The organism is Enterobacter sp. RIT637 (assembly GCF_019718755.1).
Classification (GTDB): domain Bacteria; phylum Pseudomonadota; class Gammaproteobacteria; order Enterobacterales; family Enterobacteriaceae; genus Enterobacter.
Genome location: NZ_JAIHAZ010000002.1, coordinates 106,867 through 130,395, shown reverse-complemented (window position 1 = coordinate 130,395; position 23,529 = coordinate 106,867). Strand labels below are relative to the sequence as shown.

The following is a 23,529-nucleotide window of genomic DNA, read 5'->3' as shown; positions in this document are numbered from 1 at the left end:
CAGCTCCTCAGTGTTTCTCAATCCACGCGCCGTAGAACGACGGGCGGCCTACCGCTTCAAAATTGACGCCTTTCAGCCACGGCGCACCGGCAAAGACCTGCGGCTCTTCGAAAATCGGAATGACGTAGGCGTTATCCAGCAGGTAGCGCTGGGCGTCCCCCGCCAGTTGCAGGCGTTTTTGCGGATCGACCTCAGCCGAAATGTTCACCAGCAGTTCATTCAGCTTGTCGTCTCGGAAGTTTTTGACCTTGTCGCTTGATCCGCCTTTTTGCAGCAGCGCGTCGCGGTTAGCCGGGTAGAACATGCTTTTCACCACGTCAGGATCGGCGCGGCCGACTTCGGAGACGGTTAACGGGGTTTTCAGCGGGTCGAGGTTATCCAGCGTGCGGCTGCCTGCGTCACCGGCTTTGACGCTCAGCGCCACGCCCACCTGGCGCCACTGCTGGGCAACCAGCTGCAGCACCTCTTTGTTTTGCGGCTGCGGCAGGGATTCATACACCGTCAGTGCCAGACGTTGGCCGTTTTTGGCACGGATCCCGTCGCCGCCTGCTTTCCAGCCTGCCTCGTCCAGCAGCCGGTTGGCTTTAGCCGGGTCAAAGGTCAATTTATCGCTGAGATCGACAAAGCCTGCGGCGGAATCGGCAATCACTGACTTCGCCTGCGGATAGTTGGCCGAGAAGAGGGTCTCGACCACCTGTTTGGCATTGGTGGCATGCAGCAGCGCCTGGCGTACGCGAATATCAGAGACCAGCGGATTATCCGGGCGGAAGCTGATGCTGTCGTTCACCCCGCGCGTCGGGGCGGCGTAGATCTTATAACCCTGGTCTGTCGCCTGCTTTTCGTCATACGCCTGCACCTGGCGAATAATGTCGGCCTGACCGGCCAGCAGGGCGCCGACGCGTACGCTGTCTTCCTGAGTGACGATAAACTTAATGCCATCGAGATTGGCTGGCCCCTGTTGCGCCAGATTTTTGGGGCCCCACTGATAGTCTTTGCGCGCTTCGAGCGTCACTTCACGGCCCAGTTTCTCGTCCTTCACCACAAACGGGCCGGAGCCAATGATATGGCGGGCATCCCCCAGCTCTTCGAAGTTGCGCTTCAGCGTGCTGAGCGAAACCAGACCCGAGCCAATGGTGGCGGTGCCTTGCAGGAAACCCGGCGACGGTTTTTTGAAGTAGAACTTCACGGTCAGCGGGTCGATGACTTCGCTGCGATCGTAGTTATTGATCACTTCTGACACCGGCAGGCGCTGCGCCTTATTACCTAAACCGTAGGTATCAAAATTTTTCGCCACGGCGTTCGCGTCCAGCGGCGTGCCGTCGGAGAAGGTGATGTCGGGACGAAGTTTAAAGGTGTATTCGGTTTTATCGGCGTTGGTGGTCCAGCTTTCTGCCACCCAGGGTTCCACCTGCAGCGTCTTTGGGTTCTGCCACGTCAGCTTGTCGGTGATTTGATTCAGAATACCGCCGTTCGGGTAAAAGCCACCGGCGGGCGGATAGAGGTTGGTGTGCGCCTGTTGCTCCAGATAAATCAGCGTGCCGCCTTTGACGGGCGCATCTGCTGCCCAGGCTGCGGTTGTCGCCAGAATCAGCGCCGTCAGCAGCGGCAGACGAAATGGGGTTTGCATGGTGAATTCCTTTGTTATCTTCTTGTTAGCGTCGGATTCATCATCGGGCGCGGGGGAAAACAAGGGAACAAAGGAATTAAGATAAGGATTGCCGGAAAATGGCTATAAAAAAAACCGCCCCGGAGAGGAGCGGTGATAAAAGATGATCGCTTATGAACGCAGGTCGATCACCATACGGCCACGGATCTGGCCCTGTTCCATCTCTTTAAAGATGGCGTTGATGTCCTCCAGAGGGCGCATCGTCACTTTCGGCACAACCTTACCTTCCGCGGCGAACTGGAAGGCTTCCTGCAGATCCTGACGGGTGCCGACCAGCGAACCGACAACCTGAATGCCGTCCAGCACCAGACGCGGAATGTCGAGGCTCATTGCTTCCGGCGGCAGACCAACCGCAACCACGCGGCCACCGGCACGCACGGCATCAACGGCTGAGTTGAATGCCGCTTTTGCAACGGCAGTGACGACTGCGGCATGCGCGCCGCCGGTTTTCTCCTGCACAATTTTCGCGGCATCTTCACTTCGGGAGTTGATGGTTAAATCCGCACCCATGCTGGCCGCCAGCTTCAGCTGTTCGTCGTTAACGTCAAGGGCGATGACTTTGGCGTTAAAGACGTTTTTGGCGTACTGCAGCGCGAGGTTGCCCAGCCCGCCCAGACCGTAAATCGCAATCCACTGGCCTGGTTTGATTCCGGACACTTTCACCGCTTTGTAGGTGGTAACGCCAGCGCAGGTGATACTGCTGGCCGCCGCGGATTCCAGACCGTCCGGCACTTTTACGGCGTAGTCAGCGGTGACGATGCACTCTTCCGCCATGCCGCCGTCAACGGAGTAACCCGCGTTTTTCACGTCGCGGCACAGAGTTTCGTTGCCGGTATTACAGTATTCGCAGTGGCCGCAGCCTTCGAAAAACCACGCCACGCTTGCGCGGTCGCCGACTTTCAGCGACTTCACGCCAGGGCCGACTTCTTTTACGATACCAATCCCTTCGTGGCCCAGGATAACCCCGGTTTTATCGCCGAAATCACCGTTCTTCACGTGGAGATCGGTATGGCATACGCCACAGCATTCCATCTTCAGCAGGGCTTCCCCGTGCTTTAGCGGGCGTAAGGTTTTTTCGGTGACGTTGACCTGATGATCCTGAGTGACAACAGCAGCCTTCATGTGTATCTCCTTGTTCATGATAAGAATCTGCATAGCAGGTGTAGTACCCCATAAGGATTAATACATTAGCCTGGTAATGCAAGGCTGCGGCAACATAATGTCATCATTTAAGCCGATTTCAGATTAAGAATACGGCGTTCCTCTAATAATTTAGGGGGAAAATACTGGCCCGACGAGAGAAACTCGCCGGGCGCAGATTTACAGCAGTGCTTCTATCTCCTCAATCTCTTTACGCCATTGCGCCTGCAGCTGCGGCTTTTGATGCTTCGGCTTACGCGCCAGATCGTCTTCCAGCAGCGTTTCCAGCGCGACCAGCCGTTCGAGCAGATCGTCATACGGCGAGGATTGAACCGTCTCCGCATTCATGACTGGCGCGGCGGTGGTCACCAGACCCGCGCTTTCACGCAGGCGCTCAAACACCGCTTCGGCATCGTGCCATTCGCTCAGCTTGCCATTCTCAATCAGCCAGAAACGGTTGCAGCTTTGGCTTATTAACTGACGGTCATGGCTGACCAGCAGCACGCCGCCTTCGAACTGCTGAAGGGTTTGTGCCAGCGCCGCTTTGCCTTCCATGTCCAGGTGGTTGGTCGGCTCATCCAGCATCAGCAGACTATAGCGGGCAAGCGTCAGGCCAACGAACAGCAGGCGCGAGCGTTCGCCACCGCTGAGCGTGCTGACCGTTTGCCCGTGACGCGCCCACGGGAAACCCGCGCTTATCAGCGCCATTTTGCGGTTCTGCGGATCCGGCGCGAACGGCTCCAGTGCGTCAAGCAGCGTGGCGTTGTCCGCAAGCTGATGAAGCGTCTGGTCGTAATAGCCTGGCGACACGCGCGGATGGATTTTCAACCCGCTGTCTGCGGGCTCATCGGCAAACTGTTGCCAGATAAGCCTCATCAGCGACGATTTGCCGCAGCCGTTACGACCGACAATCGCCACGCGATCGCCGCTTTTCAGCCGCGCCATGTCGATGTTAAACAGCGGCGGTAGCCCGGGCGCAGGCGGGACGCTGAGGTTCTCCATCTCCAGCAGACGGTCTGCCCGCAGCGCGTCGCCGCGCAGGGTTAACGTCCACTGGCTGCCTGCTGTGAGCGCCGTCTGGCTCTCCTTCAGCCGTTCGACCTGCTTTTCCATCTGTTTGGCTTTGCGGGCCAGGTCTTCGTTGTCGTAAACCTTGCCCCAGGTCGCCAGCCGTTTCGCGCTGGCGGTCACGCGGTCGATCTCCTTTTGCTCCGCCTTGTGGCGCTGCGCGTCGCTCTCATCCTTTGCTTCAAGCGCCTCGCGGGCAGCGGTGCAGGGAAGGGCGAAGTAGTGCAGCGTCTTATCGCGCAGGATCCAGCTGCCGTTGGTGACGGCATCCAGCAGCTGTCTGTCATGCGAAACCAGCACGAAGCTGCCTGACCAGTTCTGTAGAAAGTGTTCCAGCCACAGCAGGGTTGGCAAATCGAGATGGTTACTTGGCTCATCGAGCAGGAGCAGGTCCGGTTCGTGAATCAGCGCCCGCGCCAGCAGCAGGCGGGTGTGTTGCCCGCCGCTGAGCGTGGCGGATTGCAGCATCATATCCTGCGGCGTGAAGCCCATGCTCGCCAGCAGCGTTTCGGCTTTCCAGCGCAGGCTATCGCGCTCAGCTAAAGGCAGCAGTGCGAGTACGGCATCCAGCATGGACAGTGGGAAAATGGCGTCCGGTAGATGTTGCTCCACGCGCGCCATCAGGCAGTGTCCGGCCAGCGCTACCGTGCCAGCGGCGGGGGAGTCAGTGCCGTCCAGCACCTTTAGCAGCGTACTTTTGCCGCATCCGTTGTCGCCCAGCAGGCCAATGCGGTCGCCTTTTTTCAGCGTAAAGGAGAGTGAGTCGAAGAGCGTGCCAAACGCCGTATCAACGCGTAAAGATTGTGCAGTGAGTAAAGTGCTCATTGTTGCTTACCCAAGAGTTACAGGCATGTTTATGCCTCGTCAAACATCGCTGACGATAACTCAGTAAGCCCGAGAGAAGGGATTTCAGGGGTTGGTGTCTTCGCTCAAGCAGAAGTTATCGCAGCACGATACCGATAACGCTTGAGCTGGTGCGATCACCAAATGTATGTGAAACATTGAAAATTTCACGATACAGCATAATTGGCCTCCTTATATATTCAGTAGGTTAATGTGTGTCGAAAGTATAATCGAATGTCACACAATTGCACGTTAAGAATTTTGTCATTATGCCGATACCCTTCATTATGAAACCAAAAGGAGGTTGAGCGTATGGCCTATTATTACGCCTATCACAGTGCATCTAATTCCAGCAATTTCGATTACATCAAGGGATATGGTGTTAGTGCAAGTAGTGAGAAAAAGCTGAGTAATGTAAAAACAGGTGACTTTGTCTTTGTCATCCAAAATGTTCATAAATCTGTGGGATACCAGCTTTGCGGACTTTACCGTATTGAAGGGATCGATTTCGAGGAGGGAAACGTTTACCCCCATCGCGTGCAGTTGAGCGATGTGTCTAAGCTAGATGATTTTATTACGCTTGATCGCCACGAACTAAGCAAAGTTCTGCCTCCAGCGGGCAAAGAATACCGTTGGGATCGCTTCATGAATCACTTCGCTCAAACAGGAAGGACATTCCAGAAGCCTCTGGACGCGACGGTTATTGCCATCCTTGAGGAACAACTTAACCAACAGCAAGTGGACAGCGAAGATATTCCAGGTCGCGATGAAAACGACTTTTACGGCAAAGTCAGTAAGGCGTTAAAACTACAATCTGAGGAAAGACGAAAGCGGCTGCAAAATGCGTCTGTGCATCCGGCGAAAAAACAGGTTTCCGTCTGGCGTTACGATCGTAATCCAGATGTGGTGGCCGAAGTACTTCTCAGAGCTCAAAATAATTGTGAATGTTGTGATGCCCCGGCACCATTTCAGCGCACGAAGGATGGGAGATATTATTTAGAAGTTCATCACATTATTCCGCTATCAGAAAATGGGGAAGACAACGTAGACAATGCTATTGCCCTTTGCCCTAACTGTCATCGGCAGGAGCATTACGGTGAACCGCAGATAGATAAAAGCTGGCAACCTAGCAAAAAATAAGTGGGCCAGTGGCCCACTCACATTTTAAATCGAGGTACGGCGATAGCTGCGGTATTCAGGCTTCCAGAAGTTGTCGTCGATGGCCTGCTGCAGCGCGTCAGCAGAGGTTTTCACCGCCACGCCCTGCTGCTGTGCCATTTTACCGACCGCAAACGCGATAGCGCGTGACACCTTGTGAATGTCTTTCAGCTCTGGGAGCACCAGCCCTTCACCGTTGTTGACCAGCGGCGAGTAGCCCGCGAGGGTTTCGCTTGCCGACATCAGCATTTCGTCGGTGATGCGGGAGGCGCCGGAGGCGATCACGCCCAGACCAATACCCGGGAAGATGTAGGAGTTGTTGCACTGGGCAATCGGATAGGTTTTATCCTTCCACACCACCGGATCGAACGGACTGCCGGTCGCGACCAGCGCGTTACCCTCTGTCCAGGCGATGATGTCCTGCGGCGTCGCTTCCACTCGCGAGGTCGGGTTGGAGAGCGGCATCACGATAGGGCGCTCGCAGTGCTTGTGCATCTCGCGAATAATCTCTTCAGTGAAGAGACCGGTTTGCCCGGAAACGCCGATCAGAATATCCGGCTTCACGTTGCGTACCACGTCCAGCAGGGAAAGGACTTCGTTGTCGGTATCCCAGTTTTTCAGGTTTTCGCGCTTCTGCACAAGCTTGGTCTGGAACGGCAGCAGGTTTGGCATACCGTCGGTCAGGAGGCCGAAACGGTCAACCATAAAGACGCGGGAGCGGGCCAGCTCTTCGCTTAAGCCTTCGCGCTGCGTCTGGGCGATAATCTGCTCGGCGATACCACAGCCAGCAGAGCCTGCGCCCAGGAAGACGATTTTCTGGTAGCTCAGCTGGCTGCCGGCTGCGCGGCTGGCGGCGATAAGCGTACCCACGGTCACGGCTGCGGTGCCCTGGATATCGTCGTTAAAGGAGCAGATCTCATCGCGATAGCGGTTCAGCAGCGGCATCGCGTTTTTCTGCGCGAAGTCTTCAAACTGCAGCAGAACGTCTGGCCAGCGGTGCTTCACGGCCTGAATGAAATCGTCGACAAACTGATAGTACTCGTCGTCGGTAATACGCGGATGACGCCAGCCCATATAGAGCGGATCGTTGAGCAGCTGCTGGTTGTTGGTGCCAACGTCCAGCACCACCGGCAGGGTATACGCCGGGCTGATGCCGCCGCAGGCGGTATACAAGGAGAGCTTACCGATTGGGATCCCCATCCCGCCAATGCCCTGGTCACCCAGACCCAGAATACGTTCGCCGTCGGTCACTACGATGACTTTAATATTGTGGTTCGGCACGTTCTGCAGAATATCGTCCATGTTGTGACGGTTCTGATAAGAGATGAATACCCCGCGTGAACGACGGTAGATCTCTGAGAAACGCTCGCAGGCCGCACCCACCGTCGGGGTGTAGATCACCGGCATCATCTCTTCGAGATGGTTTTGCACCAGGCGATAGAAGAGGGTTTCGTTGGTGTCCTGGATGTTGCGCAGGTAGATGTGTTTGTCGATTTCCGTCTTGAAGCCCTGATACTGGATCCAGGCGCGCTCTGCCTGTTCTTCAATGGTTTCAACAACTTCAGGCAAGAGTCCTAGCAGGTTAAAACTGCCGCGCTCTTCCATGCTGAAGGCGCTGCCTTTGTTGAGCAGGGGGAATTCGAGTAAAACCGGTCCGGCGTATGGGATGTATAAGGAACGATGTTTTTTCAGTTTGTTGTCCATGTCACTCACTCTTTTTATGAAGATCCGTCCCTGACACTGCTGTTTGTCATCTTTCTGGCCTGTGCTACGGGGTGCGGTCGGGCGGTATTATAAAGGAGCTAAATATTAATTACCGCAACACATAAACAAAAACACCATCGGGATTACCGATGGTGTCGTGAATGTCTTACCGGAACTTACTTGCCTGCGTGGCGTTTTCTGCCCGTGGCGTGGGTGACCTGCGTTTCGCTGTCGCCCTCAATCACCACTTTACGTTGGTTTGAAAGCTTGTAGTTCAGTCCCAGAATATGGCGTGCCTGACGGTTCGATTTCATATTAACTCCTCAATCCTGTTGATAGTTTTAAGGACAAGCTTGCTTACGCAAACGAAATGTAACCCCTTAGGTTGCAGATCCAGCTTAGCAGTTTTTTACAAAGGTGCGTTTCGCCCGCTAACGACATAGTTAATGGTCTGCTGGTAGATGTCACTGAGGATGTCATTGTCTGTGGATTCCACCCACTTGGTCAGTTCCATCAAAATGTCATCTTCAGTCACAGCACCGTGCTCGGCGTGAAGACCCTGCGCAATCGCGTTAACGAGTTCAGGTTGTGCTGCTGCGGTATTAGCCGGGTAATAAGTAAACATGCTGCCTCCGTGTCGTTGTCTGTTTAATGGTACGGCTCGCAAAAAATTTAATTCATAAACAGAATGGCAAATATTTTCCCGGTTGTGTCTCAGATTCATCTTAGAAATAAAAATGACATAAGTGCATGCTTTTATACGCTTTTAAAATGCGTGGGCAACTCGACGGGTAACGGCGGGGATATTTTGGTGATGCCCCTGCTATCACGGAAATATAGCAGGAGCAGATTTTAAATTACCACTTCATTTCGCCAGTATTTACCTTAGCGCTTAATTCCAGTGAGCTCTCTTCAGCCAGACCCGGATACTGTTTTTTCAGGGTGCTGATGACGCCTGCAGAATCTTTATGCGCCGATAAGGCTTTTTCAAAGTGATGCAGATAGTCGCGGGTAAAGTCGATCGCGCCGGTTCCGGCTGGCGGCGTACCGAGGTAGTGGCCCGGGACCACGCGCTCAGGCTTGTGCGCGGCCATTTTATCCAGGGTTTCCTGCCACTGCTGACGGCGAGCCGGCGTTTGGGTATCCGCCGTCCAGACGTGAATACCCCAGGAGACCCCGGTGCCGCCGAGGATAGTCTTCGCTGACGGGATCCACACGTAGGCCGCGTAGCTGTCTGGCTCCTCAATATCGACCTTTTCTCCGTCAACCATAAAGGTGGTGGAGGCAAGCACCTGCGGGACGACCAACTCCGTTGGCGCGCCGTCTTTCATCTGCGGGCCCCAGAAGGCGAGCTTGGCATCTTTGGTGGCTTTGATATGGTCAACCACATGCTGCGTGGCCACTACTTTGGCATTCGGGAAAGCTTTCACCAGCGGCTGAAGACCAAAATAGAAATCCGGATCGCCGGAGGTGATCACAATCTTGTTCAGGATTTTGCCGCTTTTGCGGATTTTTTCTACCAGCGCTTCGCCATCCTTCACGCTGAACTGCGCGTCAAACAGCACCGCCTCTTTCGGACCGGAGACCAGCGTGGAGGAGACCGCGAAAATGCCTTTTTCCTGCGGGTTATAGGTATCAATGGTCAACGGGGCCGCAAACACAGCCGGCGTGAAAAGGGTGGAAAGCAGGGCAAGGTGAGTGAATTTCATGCTGTTGTCTCTGTTGTTCAGGAATATCGCTATTGTACGGATATTCGCATTTGCCAGAATTCCTGAAACAAGACATGCTTTGTTTCATAAATCGAGCAAATGGAGTTCTGTATGGATCGCGTTATCGCCGCCCAGGTCTATAACCGAATATGCGAGCTGGGGAGCCTCAGTGCGGCAGCCCGCGCGCTGGGTATTTCTCGCCCTATGGTCAGCCGCTATCTGGAACAGATGGAAAAGTGGGCGGGAACGCGGCTGGTAAACCGTTCGACGCGCAAGCTGACGCTGACGGCTGCAGGGGAAAAGGTGCTGCAAAAAACGCGCACGCTTTCGCAACTGTCCCAGGAAATTGAAGATCAGTCGGCAAAAGATTTGCCTTCAGGCACGCTGCGGGTGGCCTGCGCGCATTTTACCGCTATGCACATTATCGCGCCGGTGCTGCCCGATCTGTTGTCCCGGTATCCGCAGCTACGCGTTGAGCTGGACGTGAACAACCATCCGGTGAGCCTTGTCGGAGAACGGATTGACGTGGCGATCCGCATCACGGATAACCCGGAGCCGGGAATGATTGCCCGCAGGCTGGGGGAGTGCCGCTCCGTGCTCTGTGCATCGCCGCAGTACCTCGCTACCCACGGCACGCCAGCGCATGCGGATGATCTCGCGCAGCACAACTGCCTGCACTACAGCTTTTTCGCGGGCCAGTCGTGGCACTTCCTGACGCCGGAAGGAGAAAACGTCAGCGTCGCCGTAAGCGGCAACCTCAGCGCCAGCATCTCATCATTGTTGATGGAGGCGGCAGAGAAGCACTGCGGCATTGCGATGCTGCCAGAGCAGGAGGCACACGCCGCGATTGAGCAGGGTACGCTGGTCCCGCTGCTGAGCGGGCTGAAACCCAAAACCTTAGCCATCCACGGTATTTATCAGTCCCGTGAATATCAGCCCGCGGCGCTGCGCGTCTTTCTGGACGAAATTGCGCGCTATCTGTCAAACGACGCACAGCAGGGCTGATGGTTATTAAATAAAGGTCAGTTACGGAATTGTCTGGGTTCAGAGGAGTGCCAGAGGCATAGTCTATACTTAACCCTTTGTAAGCCAAAAGGAGAGCAAGAATGACGATTCATAAGCACGGTTCGGCACACTGGTCTGGTGACATCAAATCAGGAAAAGGGACGGTTTCAACGGAAAGCGGCGTCCTGAATCAACAACCTTACGGCTTTAACACCCGTTTTGAAGGCGCTAAGGGCACGAACCCGGAAGAGTTGATTGGCGCAGCGCACGCCGCCTGTTTCTCAATGGCGCTGTCGCTGATGATTGGTGAAGCGGGCTTCACCGCGGATTCTATTGATACCACGGCGGATGTCTCACTGGATAAAACCGACGGTGGTTTTGCGATTACAAAAATTGCGCTGACCAGTAAGGTCACCGTACCGGGTATTGACCCGCAGAAATTCGACGGCATCATCCAGAAGGCCAAAGCTGGATGCCCGGTATCGCAGGTATTAAAAGCAGAAATCACGCTGGACTATAAGCTCAACTAAGTCAAAAGCCGGGCGCCCGCCCGGCTAGCCCTTCAACGCTGTCGGGAACACTTCACCCAGCCACGCAATAAATGCCCGCAGGCGATGCGTTAAATGCCGGTTTTGCGGATAAACCACGTGAAAAGGATAATCCGTCGGACGCCAGTCATGAAGGATTTCAACTAGCGATCCGGTTCTCAAAGAGGAGCGGGCCGCGTAGCCAAAAGTCTGAATAATTCCCAGCCCCGCGACTGCCGCCGCCAGGTGCGCATTGCTTTCGTTCACCCCAAGATGGTGCAGCACGCTGATTTCCAGCGCCTCGCCGTTTTCTCTGAAGCGAAAAGGAAACGCCCGTCCGGTCACGGGGGAGAGATAGCTCACCAGCTTGTGCCCATTGCGCAGCTCTTGCGGGTACGCGGGAATACCGTGACGCTTCAAATAGTCGGGTGACGCACAGGTTACCCTTTCCGCCTCCCCGATGCGGCGGGCGATCAGCGTTGAATCATCAAGCGGGCCACCGCGGATCACGCAGTCCACGTTGCCGCCTATCAAATCTACCGGCCGGTCAGCCACGCCCAGATCGATGCGAATATCCGGATACCGCTGCATAAAATCCGGCAGAAGGGGGATCAGCACGTCGCGGGCGGTGGAGCCGCCGACGTCAATGCGCAAATGCCCTTTCGGCGTACAGCAGGAGGCGCGAAACGAGGTGTCGATATCCTCAATATCAATCAGCACCCGCAGGGCTTTTTCATAGTATTCCGTCCCCTCCAGCGTCGTTACGACGCGGCGGGTCGTCCGGTGCAGCAGCCTCGTTTCCAGATGCGTTTCCAGCGATTTAACCAGCTTGCTTAGCGTGGCGATCGGCATGTTCAGAGAATCTGCCGCACGCGTGAAGCTGCCGGATTCGACGACTCGCGTAAACGCCCGCATCGCCAGTAATTGATCCATGCGATCCCCCGGATTATTTCTCTGTGTGAATAGTCATTTTCATTTTTGCCCATTTTTCACCAATAACGCCAGCGATAAAGTGTGCTCAACCCAACCCCCTCATTAAAGGTGAATACGATGAACACAACACTCGCAGGAAAAATCGCACTTGTTACCGGCGGCAGCACAGGTATTGGTCTGGCAACCGCGCAGGAGCTGGCGGCACAGGGTGCTAAGGTCTATATCACCGGTCGCCGCCAGGCCGAACTGGACGCCGCCGTTGCCAGCGTCGGTGCCGCTGCGGTGGGTATCCGTGCAGACGTCTCTTTGCTTGCCGATCTCGACCGGATCTACGCCCAAATTGCACAGGAAGCAGGTCACCTGGATATCCTGTTTGCTAACGCCGGTGGCGGGGACATGCTGCCGCTCGGGGCCATCACCGAAGAGCAGTTTGACCGGATCTTCGGCACCAACGTGCGGGGCGTGCTGTTTACGGTACAAAAAGCGCTGCCGCTGTTGGTCACCGGCTCATCCATCATCCTTACAGGATCGACCGTGTCGGTGAAAGGGACCGCCAACTTCAGCGTGTACAGCGCCAGTAAGGCCGCCGTGCGTAACTTTGCCCGCTCCTGGGCACTGGATTTGCAGGGGCGGGGCATTCGCGTCAACGTCGTCAGCCCTGGTCCAGTCAAAACCCCAGGACTGGGTGACCTTGTGCCGGAATCCCAGCGCCAGGGGCTTTACGACGCATTGGCCGCTCAGGTTCCGCTGGGCCGCTTAGGCGCACCGGGAGAAGTTGGCAAAGCGGTGGCGTTTCTGGCTTCCGACGCGGCCAGCTTTATTAACGCCGTCGAGCTGTTTGTCGACGGCGGGATGGCGCAAATCTAACCCGCATTTCGCCAGCAGCGCACGTTCCGGCCCTCACGTGAGGGCTGTAACGGCTGAGGGCGTTCACATCCCTGTGCTGCCATCGGGCAGCGGTCGCGGAAATAACAGCCTTCAGGCAGATGACGATTGCCCGGAAGATCCGTTTTACGCAGCGCCAGCGCCTCATCCAGCGGCACGCCGGTTTTTGGGACGGAGTCCAGCAGCAGCCGGGTATACGGATGCTGAGGATCCCCCAGAACCTGCGCGGCGCTTCCCAGCTCAACGATTTGCCCCAGATACATCACCGCCACGCGGTCGCTCATGTGCCGGACCACCGAGACGTTATGCGAAATCAGCACGTAGGTGAGATTGCGCTGCTGCTGCAGCTTGACCAGCAGATTGAGGATCTGCGCCTGCACGGAGATATCCAGCGCGCTGGTGGGTTCATCCAGCACGATGACGTCAGGATCGGAGGAGAGCGCACGGGCGATGGCGATGCGCTGGCGCTGGCCGCCCGAAAAGGCGTGGGGAAGCCTGTCGAGGTATTCCGGGCGAATGCCGACCTGCAGCGCCAGGTCCTCAGCAAGCAGGCGACGTTCACGTACGCTGCTGCGTTTTTGCACCCACACTGGCTCGGTGATAATCCGCCAGACCGGCAAACGCGGATCGAGCGACGAGAGCGGATCCTGAAACACCATCTGCATATCGCCAGCATGGTCTGTCCGCTGGCAGACGCCGGTACTGGGTTTGAGCATTCCCATCAGCAGCTGCGCCAGCGTGCTTTTGCCGCAGCCGGACTCTCCAACAATGCCCAGCGTTTCGCCCCGATGGAGCTGGAGATCCAGCCCGTTGAGGGCGTGAACCTGCTCGGTAACGCGCCCCAGCCAGTTTTTGCGCGCGGTAAAGTTCAGGTGCACGTTGTTCAGTTCCAGCAGAATGTCAGACATGGTGTGCCCCCTGTTGCGGGTACCAGCATGCCGCCTGTTGGTCTTCAGCGCCATGTGGCATCAGGCGGGGCGTTTCGCCGCATTTCGCGCCAGCGGCAAAGCAGCGCTCGCGAAATGCACACCCGCGCGGAAGCTGGCTCAGGTTGGGTACCGTGCCGGGAATGGCGGGGAGAACGTTGCGAGGCTCTCCGTTTTCCGGAGCGCACTGCAGCAGGCCGATGGAATAGGGATGAACGGGATGGTGAATTAACGTCTGCGTGGCGCCGCTCGCTATCACGCTCCCTGCATACATCACGTACATCCGGTCACAAAGCTGCGACACCACGGCCATATCGTGGCTGATAAACAGCACCGAGGTGCCGCTGGCGCGCGCTTTATGTTTCAGTAGCCGCAACACCTGCAGCTGGACGGTCACATCCAGCGCGGTGGTGGGCTCATCCGCAACGATCAGCTCCGGCTCGCAGGAGAAGGCAAGGGCAATCATCACCCGCTGACGCATGCCGCCGGAAAGCTCAAACGGATAGCGCTCCATCACTCTGGCCGCGTCGGGGATTTGCATCTCCTCCAGCAGGCTAATCGCTTTTTGCTGCGCCTCCCGCCGGGAAAGCGGCTGATGCTGACGGATCACCTCCACCATCTGTTTGCCGATGCGCCGGGTGGGATTGAGCGCCGTCATCGGCTCCTGAAAAATCATCGCCACCTTCGCGCCGCGCCACTGGCGAAGCTGTTTTTCCGTGGCGTTCAGCACGTCTTCACCCAGCAGAGTGACCTTTCCGTGATGAACATGGTAGCTGCCTTCCGGCAGCAGGCGCATCGCCAGCATCGCCGTCACCGATTTGCCCGAACCGGATTCACCCACCACGCCGACGATTTCCCCGCGTTTGATCTCCAGCGACACGTGGTTAAGCGCATGAACGTCGCCGCGAAAAATCGGGAAGCTCAGGTGGAGATCTTCTATCGTTAAAACGGCATCACTCATCACTGTTTTCCTCCCGATTTCGGATCCAGCAGGTCGCGGATCCCGTCGCCAAACAGGTTAAAACCGACAGCGGTGATCAGAATCGCCGCTCCCGGAAAGGCGCAGTACCACCACTGGTCAAGCACGTAGTTGCGGCCAACGGCGACCATCGCACCCCATTCGGCGGTGGGCTGCTGCGCGCCTAAACCAATGAAGCCCAGCGTGGCGGCCATCAGGATCGCGCTGCCGATATCCAGCGAGGCCTGCACAATCAGCGGCGGCAGTGCGTTGCGCAGGATGTGCCAGCTGATCAAGTGCCAACGCGAAGCGCCAAAGGTGCGTGCGGCCTGCACGTAGGTAAACTGGCGCACCACCAGCGTTTGCCCGCGCGCCAGGCGGACGTAAAACGGAATGCGCACAATCGCAATCGCCAGCATGGCGTTAAACAGGCTTGGGCCGAGCGCGGCGGCCAGCGCCATCGTCAGCACCAGCGAAGGGATGGAGAGCATAATGTCCATGATCCGCATGATAATGGCGTCACCGCGCCCGCCCAGCACGCCGGACAGACAGCCAAGCAGCGAGCCGATACCGCCCGCGATCGCCACCACGGCTAACCCTGCGGTTATGGACTGCTGGCTGCCGATCAGCACCCGGCTGAACAGATCGCGGCCCACTTCATCGGTGCCAAACCAGTGTTGCGCAGACGGTGCCTGCAGGCGGGCGGTCAGGTCGAGCGCGTTCGGGTCGTGCGGTACGATCCACGGTGATGTCACCATCAGCGCCAGCATCAGCAGCATAATCACGCCGCCAACCAGCGTCAGCGGGCTTTGGCGCAGCATCCAGAACAGCTTTGCCCAGTTGATGCGCTGCTTTGCAGGTTTTACGGGGACGGACGTTTCCTGAGTTAACATCATTCGGCACCTCCGCGCCCGATTCGTGGGTCAATCCACAGATAGAGCAGATCCACCACCAGATTAACGAAGACATACGCCAGCGACACCACCACCGCGAAGCCCATCACCGCCGGGAAATCCAGCGCCTGAATAGAGGTCACCACCCAGGCCCCCATTCCCGGCCAGGCAAAGACGGTTTCGGTCAACACCGCACCGTAAAGCAGATCGCCCAGCGCCAGCCCGAGCACCGTAATCGACGGGATCATCGCATTGGGCAGGGCATAGCGCAGGACGATGTACCAGCCCGGCAGGCCGCTGGCGCGGGCGGTACGGATGTAATCTTCGCTGAGCTGCTCCAGCATCGCCGAGCGTACCTGTCGCGCTACAATCCCCAGGTGAACAAACGCCAGGGTGAGCGAAGGTAAAATCAGGTGCTGCAGCGCGTTGAAGAACACCTCGCCGTTGCCCTCCAGCAGCGCATCCAGCAGATAAAACCCGGTCACGTGCGCGGGCGGGTCGAGCCAGTCGTCAAGCCTGCCGCCGCCCGGGAGAATTTGCAGTTGTCCGTAGAACAGAACAATCACCCCCAGCCCCAGCCAAAACGCGGGCGTGGAGATGCCGGTCATCGCCATCAGCCGCACCAGGTGATCCAGCCAGCGGTTACGGTAGACCGCGGATAAAATGCCCAGCGGCACGCCAATCACCAGCGCCAGCAGCAGGGAGCAAAAGGCCAGTTCCAGCGTGGCGGGGAAAAAGGCCTTCAAATCTTCCGCCACCGGCCGCCCTGTGCGGATGGAGGTGCCTAAATCACCGTGCGCCAGCGCGTCCACGTAGCGACCAAACTGGACCCAGAGCGGCTGGTCCAGCCCCAGCTGCTGACGGATGCTCTGAACCATTTCTTCGCTGGCGCGGTCACCGGCCAGCAGGCGGGCCGGGTCGCCGGGGATCATGTGTGAAATAACAAAGGTGATAATACAGACACCGGCCACCACCAGGAGTAACCCCCAGCAGCGCTGGCGCACAATGCTCCAGAACGTCATACATTTTCCCCCGGCGAGAGCCGCTACTTGCTCATGGTGGCGATGTTGAACACCTGCTCGAGCATCGGATTAAAGGTGAAGCCTTTGACCTCTTTGTTCATCGCCAGCTGGTAGTTTTTCTGGAACAGATAAACGTAGGCCGCCTCGTCAATCACCACTTTTTGCGCCTGCTGGTAGTCTTTGGTGCGCTCGGCCTGGTCAGTGGTTTTCAGCGCCGCCTGAAGCAGAGCGTCGACCTCTTTGTTCTCATAGAACGAGCGGTTGCCCGGCAGCCCTTTTTTGTCCGATTCGAACCAGTAGTTCATGAACATATACGGGTCGGCAAAGTCCGGGCTCCAGTTGCCGATGGCGATGTCGTAATCGCCTTTGCCCACGCGGTCGCGCATGGTGGCGTTGGCCAGTTTCTCCAGCTTGACGTTAATCCCGAGCTTGCCGAGGCTCGCCTGGGTTGAGAGGGCGATCGGCTCCCAGTTCGGATCGTTGTCGGAATAGAGGAACGTCAGGCTGGCGGGTTTATCCTTCACTTTTTCCAGCGCCGCTTTGGCTTTGGCCTCATCAAAGCTGTACTGCATGGCGGTGGCGTCATAGCCCCACATGCCGTCCGGAATCGGGCCGCGCATCTGTTTGCCGTTGCCGCTCAAAATACCTTTAACCATCCCCTGATAGTCCGTGGCCCAGGAGACCGCCCGGCGTAAATCAACCTGGTTCATCGGCGCTTTGCTGTTGTTCAGATAGAGATAGGTCACGCGCAGGGACGGGTATTCCGCGACGGCCACTTTGCCTTCCTGCTTGAGGGCGGAAAGCTGATCCACCGGCAGAGAGTCGGCGATGTCCAGATCGCCACGGGAAAGCTGCAGGCGGCGCGATGCGCTCTCGCCGATGATCTTCACCGACACGCGCTTAAAGTGCGGCTTGTCGCCCGGCCAGTGTGGGTTCGGTACCAGCACCAGCTGCTGGCCTTTCTGCCAGCTTTTCAGCATAAACGGCCCAGATCCCGCCGTGTTCTGCGCCAGAAAACCGCGCGCATCGTCGGCGGCATTGGCTTTCAGCACCGCCGGGTTAATGATGGAGGCACCATCGTTCGCCAGCGTATAGAGGAACGGGGCAAACGGCTGGCTGAGGGTAAATTTCACCGTGTGCTCATCAACCGCATCAATCTTCAAATCTTTCGGGAAGGCTTCCGACGGGCCCTGAGCGATTTTCAGCAGGCGTTCGAAGGATAGCTTCACCGCCTCGGCGGTGACCGGCGTACCGTCCGAGAATCTGGCGTTGTCCGTGAGGGTAAATGTCCACTCTTTCTGGTCGTCGGACGCTTTCCAGCCCGTCGACAGATCGCCTTCCACCTCGGTCGTGCCCGGCTTGTATTTCACCAGACGTTGATAGGACGGATAGGTGACCGTCCAGTCGTTGTTATCAATCGTCACCGCCGGGTCGAGGGTTTGCGGATCGGCCGCCTTGCCGATCACCAGCATATCTTTGGGGACGGCTGCCAGTGCAGCGGGAGAAGTTAACGCCAGCGTAGCGGCGATCAGCGTGGTCAGAAGCGTTTTTTTCATGGCCGGGCTCCAGTATTAACGTGCAGCGTGTGTGGTCGAAAAACAGGGAAATTGATCGTCTAACAGCGGGTAGCCTGCGGCGTTTGGCAGCTCGAAATGCCACCACTCGCTGCTGATGCCCACGAATCCGCCGCCAAACATAATGGCGTTGAGCAGCAGGCGGTTGCGCTGTGCCTGCGGCGGGACGGAAGGGTGATACGGATGCGAGCGGTCGTGCATTTCGTCAAACCCGGCGCCCATGTCCAGCACGTGACCCCGTTCATCCATCAAAGTGACGTCGATGGCGGTCCCCCGGCTGTGGTTCGAGCCAATGGCCACATCAACCACGTATTCCGGGTTTGGGCAGGCATCCCACAGCTGCGCCTGGGCCTCCTGCGGACGGTAGGCGTCGTAGACCACCAGTTTCAGTCCGGCCAGGGTAGCAATGCCGATCGATTTCGCTAACGCAGTAGCCGCATCGGTATGCAGCAAGCACCGCGCTTCCTGATAAATCGGCCTGCCGGTGATGTTGTCAGCGGTGGCGTATTTAAGATCGATATGCAGCGCGGGAAACGTCTTCGCCACATCAACCAGTTGATACTCGTCAGACATTGATCCACTCCTTTAGCGTTCGAATTGACCAAACTCTTGTTGTAGCTGTCGGTTCACCGCGAGGCGTTCAGGCAGCGCGTCACCCAGTACTTCCACCACGCCCGAGAGCAGCAGGTTGAACAGGCAGCTCACGGGGGCAAGCGAATCCCAGAAGTGCCCGGTATCGGTTTTCACCTGCAGTAAATCGATGGGGTAATCCCGCGCCCACGGACACCAGATATCGGTAATGAGCGCCATCGGAATGCCTTTTTCACTCGCGACGCGGCAGTACTGACGGGCGATAGCGGAGTAGGCGCGGGTATCGGTCAGCACCACGTAGGGGTTCGCAAACCCGGAGTTCAGGGACTCCACCCAACTGCCGGATAACCCTTCGGAGTAACTCACGCGCGGGCGCAGATATTCCAGATGGCTGAAGAACGCATTGGCGATCCCGCGCGTTGACTGAATACCCAGCACAAATACAGCGTCTGCTCGGGCAAGCTGCTGGACCACCTGCCTGAAGGCCTCGCTTTGCGCAAGCTGGTACACCTGCGTAATCGCGTCGATTTCCAGGGAAAGCGAGTGCTGAACGCGGTCCGACAGCGGCTGCTGCTGTTGCCACGAGTCAAGACGCTCGTTCATGCCCCAGGGCTGATAAGGGTCGCGCAGGCTTTTTTTGACGTCGTCCAGATTTCGGTAGCCCAGCTTGCGCAGGAAGCGCCCGACGGTGATCCCGCTGGTCCCGGTTATCAGCGCCACGCTTTCTGCCGTTTCAAACGGGATCTGCGCGGCGTGCGCCAGCATCCAGCTCGCCACCCGCTTTTCGCTTGGCGTGAGCTGACTGAAGGTCGCTTCGATGCGGCTCAGCACTTCAGGTTGTGTCGTCATACCGCCTCGCTGTTAACTGGCTGTCAATTGCCGATTTTTTGTTACCTGATTAACAATGCAGGACGCGTGCCATGTTCACAAAGGAGGTAAAACCCGCTGTGCAGCAAAGTTAATGCAATATTTATTTAACCAATGATCAACATTTGTGCAGCGTAGTTCACTTTTGGTGCATTGGTCGAAGCGGAGGGGATGATTTTGGTGAATACGTCAGTGCCTTCACATTTTTGTTAAGATTGAAGGACTCTGAGCTGGAAAGGAAAATCGGCATGGCGAATTGGCCCTGGCGTGTCAGCGTGCGGCTGATCGCGTTCGCAAAGAAAAGTATCCTGGTGTTGGGGATTATCCTGTTTGTACTGCTTGCCGTGCGGGTTTATCTCTCGCAGCAGGGGCCGGAACTGCACCGCTGGCACACCTGGCGCGCGGATGAAATGTCCGTACAGGAGATGGACAAGGCAAGTTTCGCCCAGTACCTGACCCGCGAAAACGCCATTTTCAGCGCGCTGGAAAACGAGGTGACGGCGAAAACGGAAGCAGAAGAGCAGACCCCGCTTAACCGCTACAGCCGCCAGAGCCTGGTGTGGCCCGGACAGTTTTCACCCGATGCCAACCGTTCATTTGTGCTGATGCCGGAAGGCAAACCGCGCGGGGCGGTGGTGCTGCTTCACGGACTGACGGATTCGCCTTACAGCGTAAAACACCTGGCGGTTAACTATCAGCAGCACGGTTTTGTCGCCGTCGTTCCGCGCCTGCCCGGTCATGGCACCGCGCCCGGCGCGTTAACGGACGTTGACTGGGAGATGTGGATGGCGGCGACGCGGCTTGCCGTGCGTGAAGCGACGCGCCTGGCGGGTGATGCCGTGCCGCTGCATCTGGTGGGGTATTCCAACGGCGGGGCGCTGGCCATGAAGTATGCCCTTGATGCGCTCGACGGCCCGACGTTACGTAAACCTCAGCAACTGGTTCTGCTGTCACCCATGATTGGCGTCACGGCGTTCGCCCGTTTTGCCGGATTCGCCGGGCTACCCGCGATGTTACCGGCATTTGCCAAAGCCGCGTGGCTCAACATTGCCCCGGAATATAACCCTTACAAATATAATTCGTTTCCGGTGAACGCGGCGCGACAGTCGTGGTTGCTGACGCAGGCGTTGCAGCAGCAGCTTAGCCATGATGCGCAGAACCACCGCATCGACCAGCTCGCGCCGGTGATAGCGTTTCAGTCCATCATGGATTCAACGGTCAGTACCCGGGCGGTGGTAACGGAGCTGTTTGACCAGCTCCCGGCAAACGGCAGTGAACTGGTGGTATTTGATATCAACCAGGCGGCGAGTTTCCGCCCTCTGTTTAAACCCTCTTCATGGACGGCGCTTGCCGATCTCCTGCCTGCGGCAAAAAGGCGTTACAGTGTCACGGTGATCACCAACCGCAGGGCAGACAGTGATGACACGGTTGCTAAAATTACCCCTGCGGAGAGTATGCGTGAAACGGTCGTTCCGCTGTCGACGCCGTATCCGCAAGAGGTCTATTCGCTCTCGCATGTGGCCATCCCGTTTCCTCCCGAAGATGACCTTTATGGCCGTCATCCGGAGGTAAAAAACCGCTACGGCATAAGTCTGGGGACCATTGCGCTGTGGGGCGAGACATCGGTTCTTAGCGTTGGGAAGGATGCGCTTATGCGGGTCACGTCGAATCCGTTTTACGACTATATGCAGGAGCGGATTAACGGGCGCATCAACGGGAATTGATTGGTTTGATGAATAGATTAGGCCGCAAGGGGGAAGTATGTTAAACAGTAACGTCCAGACGTTTTCCTCATATTCGGACCCCAATTCTGTGCTTACTACTCTTATTTATCGAAGCCAGTGGAATTTATCCTGCAGCTCTGCGGAGCTCAGCGCGCTGGTTGAAAAGGCCAGGATCCGCAATACGGGGCAGAACATCACCGGTATTCTTCTCTCGAACGGAAGCGAAATTCTGCAACTTCTCGAAGGGAAGGAAGAGAGCGTGGTGAAACTCTTCCATAAGATCCGCGAAGATAAACGACATGCAGGCGTGGTCGAGCTCATGCGGGATTACGGTCCACGCCGACGTTTCGACAACGTCGGTATGCTGCTGTTTGATCTTCAGGTCCAGTCGCAGAAAGAGGTCCTGGAATCGGTTCTGCATTACAGCAAGCTCGAGAGTTATCTGACGTCTGACGATCGGGTGTTTAAGTTTATCCAGTCGTTTATTACCGGCAATAAATCGACATCGTCAGGCTCGCACTTCGAACCGGACAAATGGACGCTTTCCCGCGAGAGCACGCCTTTTGGTCACACCTTAGGGCTGTTTGCGGATCAACCCTGCCAGTTTGCCCTTCAGCCGATTGTCGAGCCTTCAGAAGGCAAAATTAGCTCTTTTGAAGCGCTGATCCGCGGAAATGACGGCGGAAGCCCGGAGCATTTCTTCAATACCCTCGACCCGAACAAGGTTTACGAGGTCGATCTGCAAACCAAAGCGTATGCCTTCGCGCTGGCTGAAAAGCTGGGGATCGGGAGTCACAAAATTGCAGTGAACCTGCTGCCAATGTCGCTGGTGAATGTGCCTGGTGCGGTTGAGTTTCTGGTCGAACAGATCGGCAGGCACGGCTTACAGCCGGAGCAGGTCATTATCGAAGTGACCGAAAACGAGATGATTTCCGGTTTCAATAAGTTCAACAGCGCCATTAAACAGCTGCGTGCAGAGGGGATTGGTCTGGCCATTGACGATTTTGGCTCTGGCTATGCCGGACTTTCACTGCTGACCCGGTTCCAGCCGGATAAAATTAAAATCGACCGGGAGATTGTCAGCAATATTCACCTGAGCGGCCCGAAGCAGGCGATTGTGCGCTCCATCATCAGCTGCTGTACCGACCTTGAAATTACCCTGGTAGCCGAAGGCATCGAGAAGCTCGAAGAGTGGTTCTGGCTTGAATCTGCCGGAATACGCCGTTTTCAGGGCTTTTTGTTTGCTCGCCCACAGCTGAACGGCGTGTCTGATATTAACTGGCCACATATGACGCGGTGATCGCACATTCCATACAATTCCTCCTCAACTATTTCCCCCTTAGGCCAGGCTATGCTTAAATAGCTAAAACGGTTTAACATAGTTTAGCAAAGAGGATGACATGAAAAAGATCTGGGTTCTTGGTGATGCCGTAGTGGATCTCCTGCCAGATGGGGAAGGCAGGTTACTGCAATGCCCCGGCGGCGCGCCGGCAAACGTGGCGGTTGGCGTTGCGCGTCTGGGGGGAAACAGTGCGTTTATCGGCAGAGTGGGCGACGATCCTTTTGGCCGCTTTATGTATCAGAGATTAGCTGATGAGCAGGTTGAGGTGCAGCAGATGCGCCTTGACCCGGCGCATCGTACCTCCACGGTGGTTGTCGATCTGGATGACCATGGCGAACGCTCGTTTACCTTCATGGTGCGCCCGAGCGCCGATTTGTTTCTGGAACCTGCCGATCTGCCGTCCTTCAGCACAGGCGAGTGGCTGCACGTCTGTTCCATCGCCTTAAGCGCAGAACCGAGCCGCTCAGCGGCGTTTCAGGCGATGGACGCCATCAGAGAAGCGGGCGGTTACGTCAGTTTCGACCCCAATATTCGCCCGGATCTCTGGGCAGATGAGAACGAACTTCGCCGCTGCCTCGAACTGGCTTTGCAGCACGCGGAGGTGGTCAAACTCTCCGTCGAGGAGCTGACGTTTTTAACCCACGACGCGCAGGTAAAAACCGGGCTGGAAACGCTCATGCGCCGCTGTCCGGCCCGTCTGGTGCTGGTCACGCTGGGCAAAGAGGGCGTTATCGCCTGGCATGATGGCACCGTGAAACACTATCCGGCAGCCTCCGTGGAGTGCGTTGATACGACCGGTGCAGGTGATGCCTTCGTGGCCGGTCTTCTCTACGGGCTGGCCGCCGGTCAGGAGCTTGTCCCGGTTATCGCATTAGCCCAGCGCTGCGGCGCGTTAGCCACGACGGCGAAAGGCGCAATGACCGCGCTGCCTTACCATCACGAACTGTAATTTCACCTCCCATGGCCGCCCGTCGGCGGCCTGAATTGTCGCCTC

The 23,529-nt window shown here is 57.0% G+C and carries 22 protein-coding genes; 7 read left to right on the top strand and 15 right to left on the bottom strand.

Translation table 11 applies throughout. The annotated features are described in order from the left end of the window. Positions 1 to 7 precede the first annotated feature (7 nt). The 3 genes from K5E19_RS04205 to K5E19_RS04195 form a co-directional block, all read right to left on the bottom strand. On the bottom strand, positions 8 to 1,627 hold the full coding sequence (locus tag K5E19_RS04205; RefSeq protein ID WP_221550128.1) for a TIGR04028 family ABC transporter substrate-binding protein: 1,620 nt from the start codon (positions 1,625 to 1,627) through the stop codon (positions 8 to 10). A gap of 150 nt (positions 1,628 to 1,777) precedes the next feature. Then, the gene (adhP, locus tag K5E19_RS04200) at positions 1,778 to 2,788 is read right to left on the bottom strand and encodes an alcohol dehydrogenase AdhP (RefSeq protein WP_121931609.1); all 1,011 of its coding nucleotides are present in this window, start codon (positions 2,786 to 2,788) and stop codon (positions 1,778 to 1,780) included. A 198-nt stretch (positions 2,789 to 2,986) separates the two neighbouring features. After that, positions 2,987 to 4,699, bottom strand: coding sequence for an ABC-F family ATP-binding cassette domain-containing protein (locus K5E19_RS04195; protein ID WP_221550127.1), 1,713 nt, complete (start codon positions 4,697 to 4,699; stop codon positions 2,987 to 2,989). Positions 4,700 to 5,029: 330 nt separating this feature from the next. Between K5E19_RS04195 and K5E19_RS24185 the strand changes: the two genes are divergently transcribed. Beyond that, complete coding sequence (locus K5E19_RS24185) at positions 5,030 to 5,857, top strand: HNH endonuclease signature motif containing protein (RefSeq protein WP_260411626.1); 828 nt, start codon at positions 5,030 to 5,032, stop codon at positions 5,855 to 5,857. A gap of 24 nt (positions 5,858 to 5,881) precedes the next feature. Here the strand turns inward: K5E19_RS24185 and K5E19_RS04185 are convergent, their stop codons facing one another. From K5E19_RS04185 to K5E19_RS04170, 4 genes are all read right to left on the bottom strand, one after another. Next, on the bottom strand, positions 5,882 to 7,579 hold the full coding sequence (locus K5E19_RS04185) for an NAD-dependent malic enzyme (RefSeq protein ID WP_221550126.1): 1,698 nt from the start codon (positions 7,577 to 7,579) through the stop codon (positions 5,882 to 5,884). Positions 7,580 to 7,755: 176 nt separating this feature from the next. After that, the gene (gene sra, locus K5E19_RS04180) at positions 7,756 to 7,893 is read right to left on the bottom strand and encodes a stationary-phase-induced ribosome-associated protein (protein WP_013096533.1); all 138 of its coding nucleotides are present in this window, start codon (positions 7,891 to 7,893) and stop codon (positions 7,756 to 7,758) included. Positions 7,894 to 7,988: 95 nt separating this feature from the next. Next, the gene (gene bdm / locus K5E19_RS04175) at positions 7,989 to 8,204 is read right to left on the bottom strand and encodes a biofilm-dependent modulation protein (protein ID WP_221550125.1); all 216 of its coding nucleotides are present in this window, start codon (positions 8,202 to 8,204) and stop codon (positions 7,989 to 7,991) included. A 232-nt stretch (positions 8,205 to 8,436) separates the two neighbouring features. Then, a complete protein-coding gene (locus K5E19_RS04170; RefSeq protein WP_221550124.1) occupies positions 8,437 to 9,288 on the bottom strand; it encodes a Vmh family MBL fold metallo-hydrolase in 852 nt (283 codons plus the stop codon). Positions 9,289 to 9,399: 111 nt separating this feature from the next. Here K5E19_RS04170 and K5E19_RS04165 point away from each other — a divergent pair, with 111 nt between their 5' ends. Continuing rightward, the gene (locus tag K5E19_RS04165; RefSeq protein ID WP_221550123.1) at positions 9,400 to 10,293 is read left to right on the top strand and encodes a LysR family transcriptional regulator; all 894 of its coding nucleotides are present in this window, start codon (positions 9,400 to 9,402) and stop codon (positions 10,291 to 10,293) included. A 101-nt stretch (positions 10,294 to 10,394) separates the two neighbouring features. Continuing rightward, a complete protein-coding gene (locus tag K5E19_RS04160) occupies positions 10,395 to 10,823 on the top strand; it encodes an OsmC family protein (protein WP_108417415.1) in 429 nt (142 codons plus the stop codon). A 24-nt stretch (positions 10,824 to 10,847) separates the two neighbouring features. Here the strand turns inward: K5E19_RS04160 and K5E19_RS04155 are convergent, their stop codons facing one another. Next, entirely contained in the window at positions 10,848 to 11,753 is a 906-nt protein-coding gene (locus K5E19_RS04155; protein ID WP_221550122.1) for a LysR family transcriptional regulator, read from the bottom strand. Positions 11,754 to 11,870: 117 nt separating this feature from the next. Between K5E19_RS04155 and K5E19_RS04150 the strand changes: the two genes are divergently transcribed. After that, complete coding sequence (locus K5E19_RS04150) at positions 11,871 to 12,620, top strand: SDR family oxidoreductase (RefSeq protein ID WP_221550121.1); 750 nt, start codon at positions 11,871 to 11,873, stop codon at positions 12,618 to 12,620. Here K5E19_RS04150 and K5E19_RS04145 read toward each other — a convergent pair. Genes K5E19_RS04145 through K5E19_RS04115 form a run of 7 tightly spaced genes read right to left on the bottom strand, consistent with a single transcriptional unit; the run spans position 12,617 to position 19,451 of the window. Next, on the bottom strand, positions 12,617 to 13,546 hold the full coding sequence (locus K5E19_RS04145) for an ABC transporter ATP-binding protein (protein WP_221550120.1): 930 nt from the start codon (positions 13,544 to 13,546) through the stop codon (positions 12,617 to 12,619). The two genes, K5E19_RS04150 and K5E19_RS04145, sit on opposite strands and share 4 nt — an antisense overlap. Further along, complete coding sequence (locus K5E19_RS04140; protein WP_221550119.1) at positions 13,539 to 14,525, bottom strand: ABC transporter ATP-binding protein; 987 nt, start codon at positions 14,523 to 14,525, stop codon at positions 13,539 to 13,541. Before K5E19_RS04140 ends, K5E19_RS04145 begins: the two co-directional genes overlap by 8 nt. Then, positions 14,525 to 15,418: a D,D-dipeptide ABC transporter permease gene (ddpC, locus tag K5E19_RS04135; RefSeq protein WP_221550118.1), complete on the bottom strand. Its 894-nt coding sequence runs from the start codon at positions 15,416 to 15,418 to the stop codon at positions 14,525 to 14,527. Before ddpC ends, K5E19_RS04140 begins: the two co-directional genes overlap by 1 nt. Next, complete coding sequence (locus tag K5E19_RS04130) at positions 15,415 to 16,437, bottom strand: ABC transporter permease (RefSeq protein WP_221550117.1); 1,023 nt, start codon at positions 16,435 to 16,437, stop codon at positions 15,415 to 15,417. Before K5E19_RS04130 ends, ddpC begins: the two co-directional genes overlap by 4 nt. A 23-nt stretch (positions 16,438 to 16,460) precedes the next feature. Then, positions 16,461 to 17,993 carry an ABC transporter substrate-binding protein gene (locus K5E19_RS04125; RefSeq protein ID WP_221550116.1) on the bottom strand — a complete coding sequence of 511 codons (1,533 nt, stop codon included), beginning with the start codon at positions 17,991 to 17,993 and terminating at the stop codon, positions 16,461 to 16,463. Between the two features lie 15 nt (positions 17,994 to 18,008). Next, a complete protein-coding gene (gene ddpX, locus K5E19_RS04120) occupies positions 18,009 to 18,584 on the bottom strand; it encodes a D-alanyl-D-alanine dipeptidase (protein WP_221550115.1) in 576 nt (191 codons plus the stop codon). Between the two features lie 12 nt (positions 18,585 to 18,596). Further along, complete coding sequence (locus K5E19_RS04115; protein WP_221550114.1) at positions 18,597 to 19,451, bottom strand: MurR/RpiR family transcriptional regulator; 855 nt, start codon at positions 19,449 to 19,451, stop codon at positions 18,597 to 18,599. A 266-nt stretch (positions 19,452 to 19,717) separates the two neighbouring features. On the opposite strand from K5E19_RS04115, the gene K5E19_RS04110 reads away from it, so the two are divergent. The 3 genes from K5E19_RS04110 to K5E19_RS04100 all read left to right on the top strand — a co-directional run bounded on the left by K5E19_RS04110 (position 19,718) and on the right by K5E19_RS04100 (position 23,484). Further along, positions 19,718 to 21,193: a carboxylesterase gene (locus K5E19_RS04110; RefSeq protein ID WP_221550113.1), complete on the top strand. Its 1,476-nt coding sequence runs from the start codon at positions 19,718 to 19,720 to the stop codon at positions 21,191 to 21,193. Between the two features lie 88 nt (positions 21,194 to 21,281). Next, on the top strand, positions 21,282 to 22,493 hold the full coding sequence (locus K5E19_RS04105; protein WP_221550112.1) for a diguanylate phosphodiesterase: 1,212 nt from the start codon (positions 21,282 to 21,284) through the stop codon (positions 22,491 to 22,493). A 100-nt stretch (positions 22,494 to 22,593) separates the two neighbouring features. Beyond that, on the top strand, positions 22,594 to 23,484 hold the full coding sequence (locus K5E19_RS04100; RefSeq protein ID WP_221550111.1) for an aminoimidazole riboside kinase: 891 nt from the start codon (positions 22,594 to 22,596) through the stop codon (positions 23,482 to 23,484). Positions 23,485 to 23,529 lie beyond the last annotated feature (45 nt).

What these genes read in the sequence shown, in the direction of transcription:
- K5E19_RS24185 (WP_260411626.1), top strand. Translation starts at nt 5,030, where the DNA reads ATGGCCTATTATTACGCCTATCACAGTGCATCTAATTCCAGCAATTTC.
- K5E19_RS04125 (WP_221550116.1), bottom strand. Translation starts at nt 17,993, where the DNA reads ATGAAAAAAACGCTTCTGACCACGCTGATCGCCGCTACGCTGGCGTTA.
- K5E19_RS04195 (WP_221550127.1), bottom strand. Translation starts at nt 4,699, where the DNA reads ATGAGCACTTTACTCACTGCACAATCTTTACGCGTTGATACGGCGTTT.
- K5E19_RS04155 (WP_221550122.1), bottom strand. Translation starts at nt 11,753, where the DNA reads ATGGATCAATTACTGGCGATGCGGGCGTTTACGCGAGTCGTCGAATCC.
- K5E19_RS04115 (WP_221550114.1), bottom strand. Translation starts at nt 19,451, where the DNA reads ATGACGACACAACCTGAAGTGCTGAGCCGCATCGAAGCGACCTTCAGT.
- K5E19_RS04170 (WP_221550124.1), bottom strand. Translation starts at nt 9,288, where the DNA reads ATGAAATTCACTCACCTTGCCCTGCTTTCCACCCTTTTCACGCCGGCT.
- ddpX (WP_221550115.1), bottom strand. Translation starts at nt 18,584, where the DNA reads ATGTCTGACGAGTATCAACTGGTTGATGTGGCGAAGACGTTTCCCGCG.
- K5E19_RS04150 (WP_221550121.1), top strand. Translation starts at nt 11,871, where the DNA reads ATGAACACAACACTCGCAGGAAAAATCGCACTTGTTACCGGCGGCAGC.
- K5E19_RS04185 (WP_221550126.1), bottom strand. Translation starts at nt 7,579, where the DNA reads ATGGACAACAAACTGAAAAAACATCGTTCCTTATACATCCCATACGCC.
- ddpC (WP_221550118.1), bottom strand. Translation starts at nt 15,418, where the DNA reads ATGATGTTAACTCAGGAAACGTCCGTCCCCGTAAAACCTGCAAAGCAG.
- sra (WP_013096533.1), bottom strand. Translation starts at nt 7,893, where the DNA reads ATGAAATCGAACCGTCAGGCACGCCATATTCTGGGACTGAACTACAAG.
- K5E19_RS04205 (WP_221550128.1), bottom strand. Translation starts at nt 1,627, where the DNA reads ATGCAAACCCCATTTCGTCTGCCGCTGCTGACGGCGCTGATTCTGGCG.
- K5E19_RS04145 (WP_221550120.1), bottom strand. Translation starts at nt 13,546, where the DNA reads ATGTCTGACATTCTGCTGGAACTGAACAACGTGCACCTGAACTTTACC.
- K5E19_RS04130 (WP_221550117.1), bottom strand. Translation starts at nt 16,437, where the DNA reads ATGACGTTCTGGAGCATTGTGCGCCAGCGCTGCTGGGGGTTACTCCTG.
- adhP (WP_121931609.1), bottom strand. Translation starts at nt 2,788, where the DNA reads ATGAAGGCTGCTGTTGTCACTCAGGATCATCAGGTCAACGTCACCGAA.
- K5E19_RS04100 (WP_221550111.1), top strand. Translation starts at nt 22,594, where the DNA reads ATGAAAAAGATCTGGGTTCTTGGTGATGCCGTAGTGGATCTCCTGCCA.
- bdm (WP_221550125.1), bottom strand. Translation starts at nt 8,204, where the DNA reads ATGTTTACTTATTACCCGGCTAATACCGCAGCAGCACAACCTGAACTC.
- K5E19_RS04140 (WP_221550119.1), bottom strand. Translation starts at nt 14,525, where the DNA reads ATGAGTGATGCCGTTTTAACGATAGAAGATCTCCACCTGAGCTTCCCG.
- K5E19_RS04160 (WP_108417415.1), top strand. Translation starts at nt 10,395, where the DNA reads ATGACGATTCATAAGCACGGTTCGGCACACTGGTCTGGTGACATCAAA.
- K5E19_RS04110 (WP_221550113.1), top strand. Translation starts at nt 19,718, where the DNA reads ATGGCGAATTGGCCCTGGCGTGTCAGCGTGCGGCTGATCGCGTTCGCA.
- K5E19_RS04165 (WP_221550123.1), top strand. Translation starts at nt 9,400, where the DNA reads ATGGATCGCGTTATCGCCGCCCAGGTCTATAACCGAATATGCGAGCTG.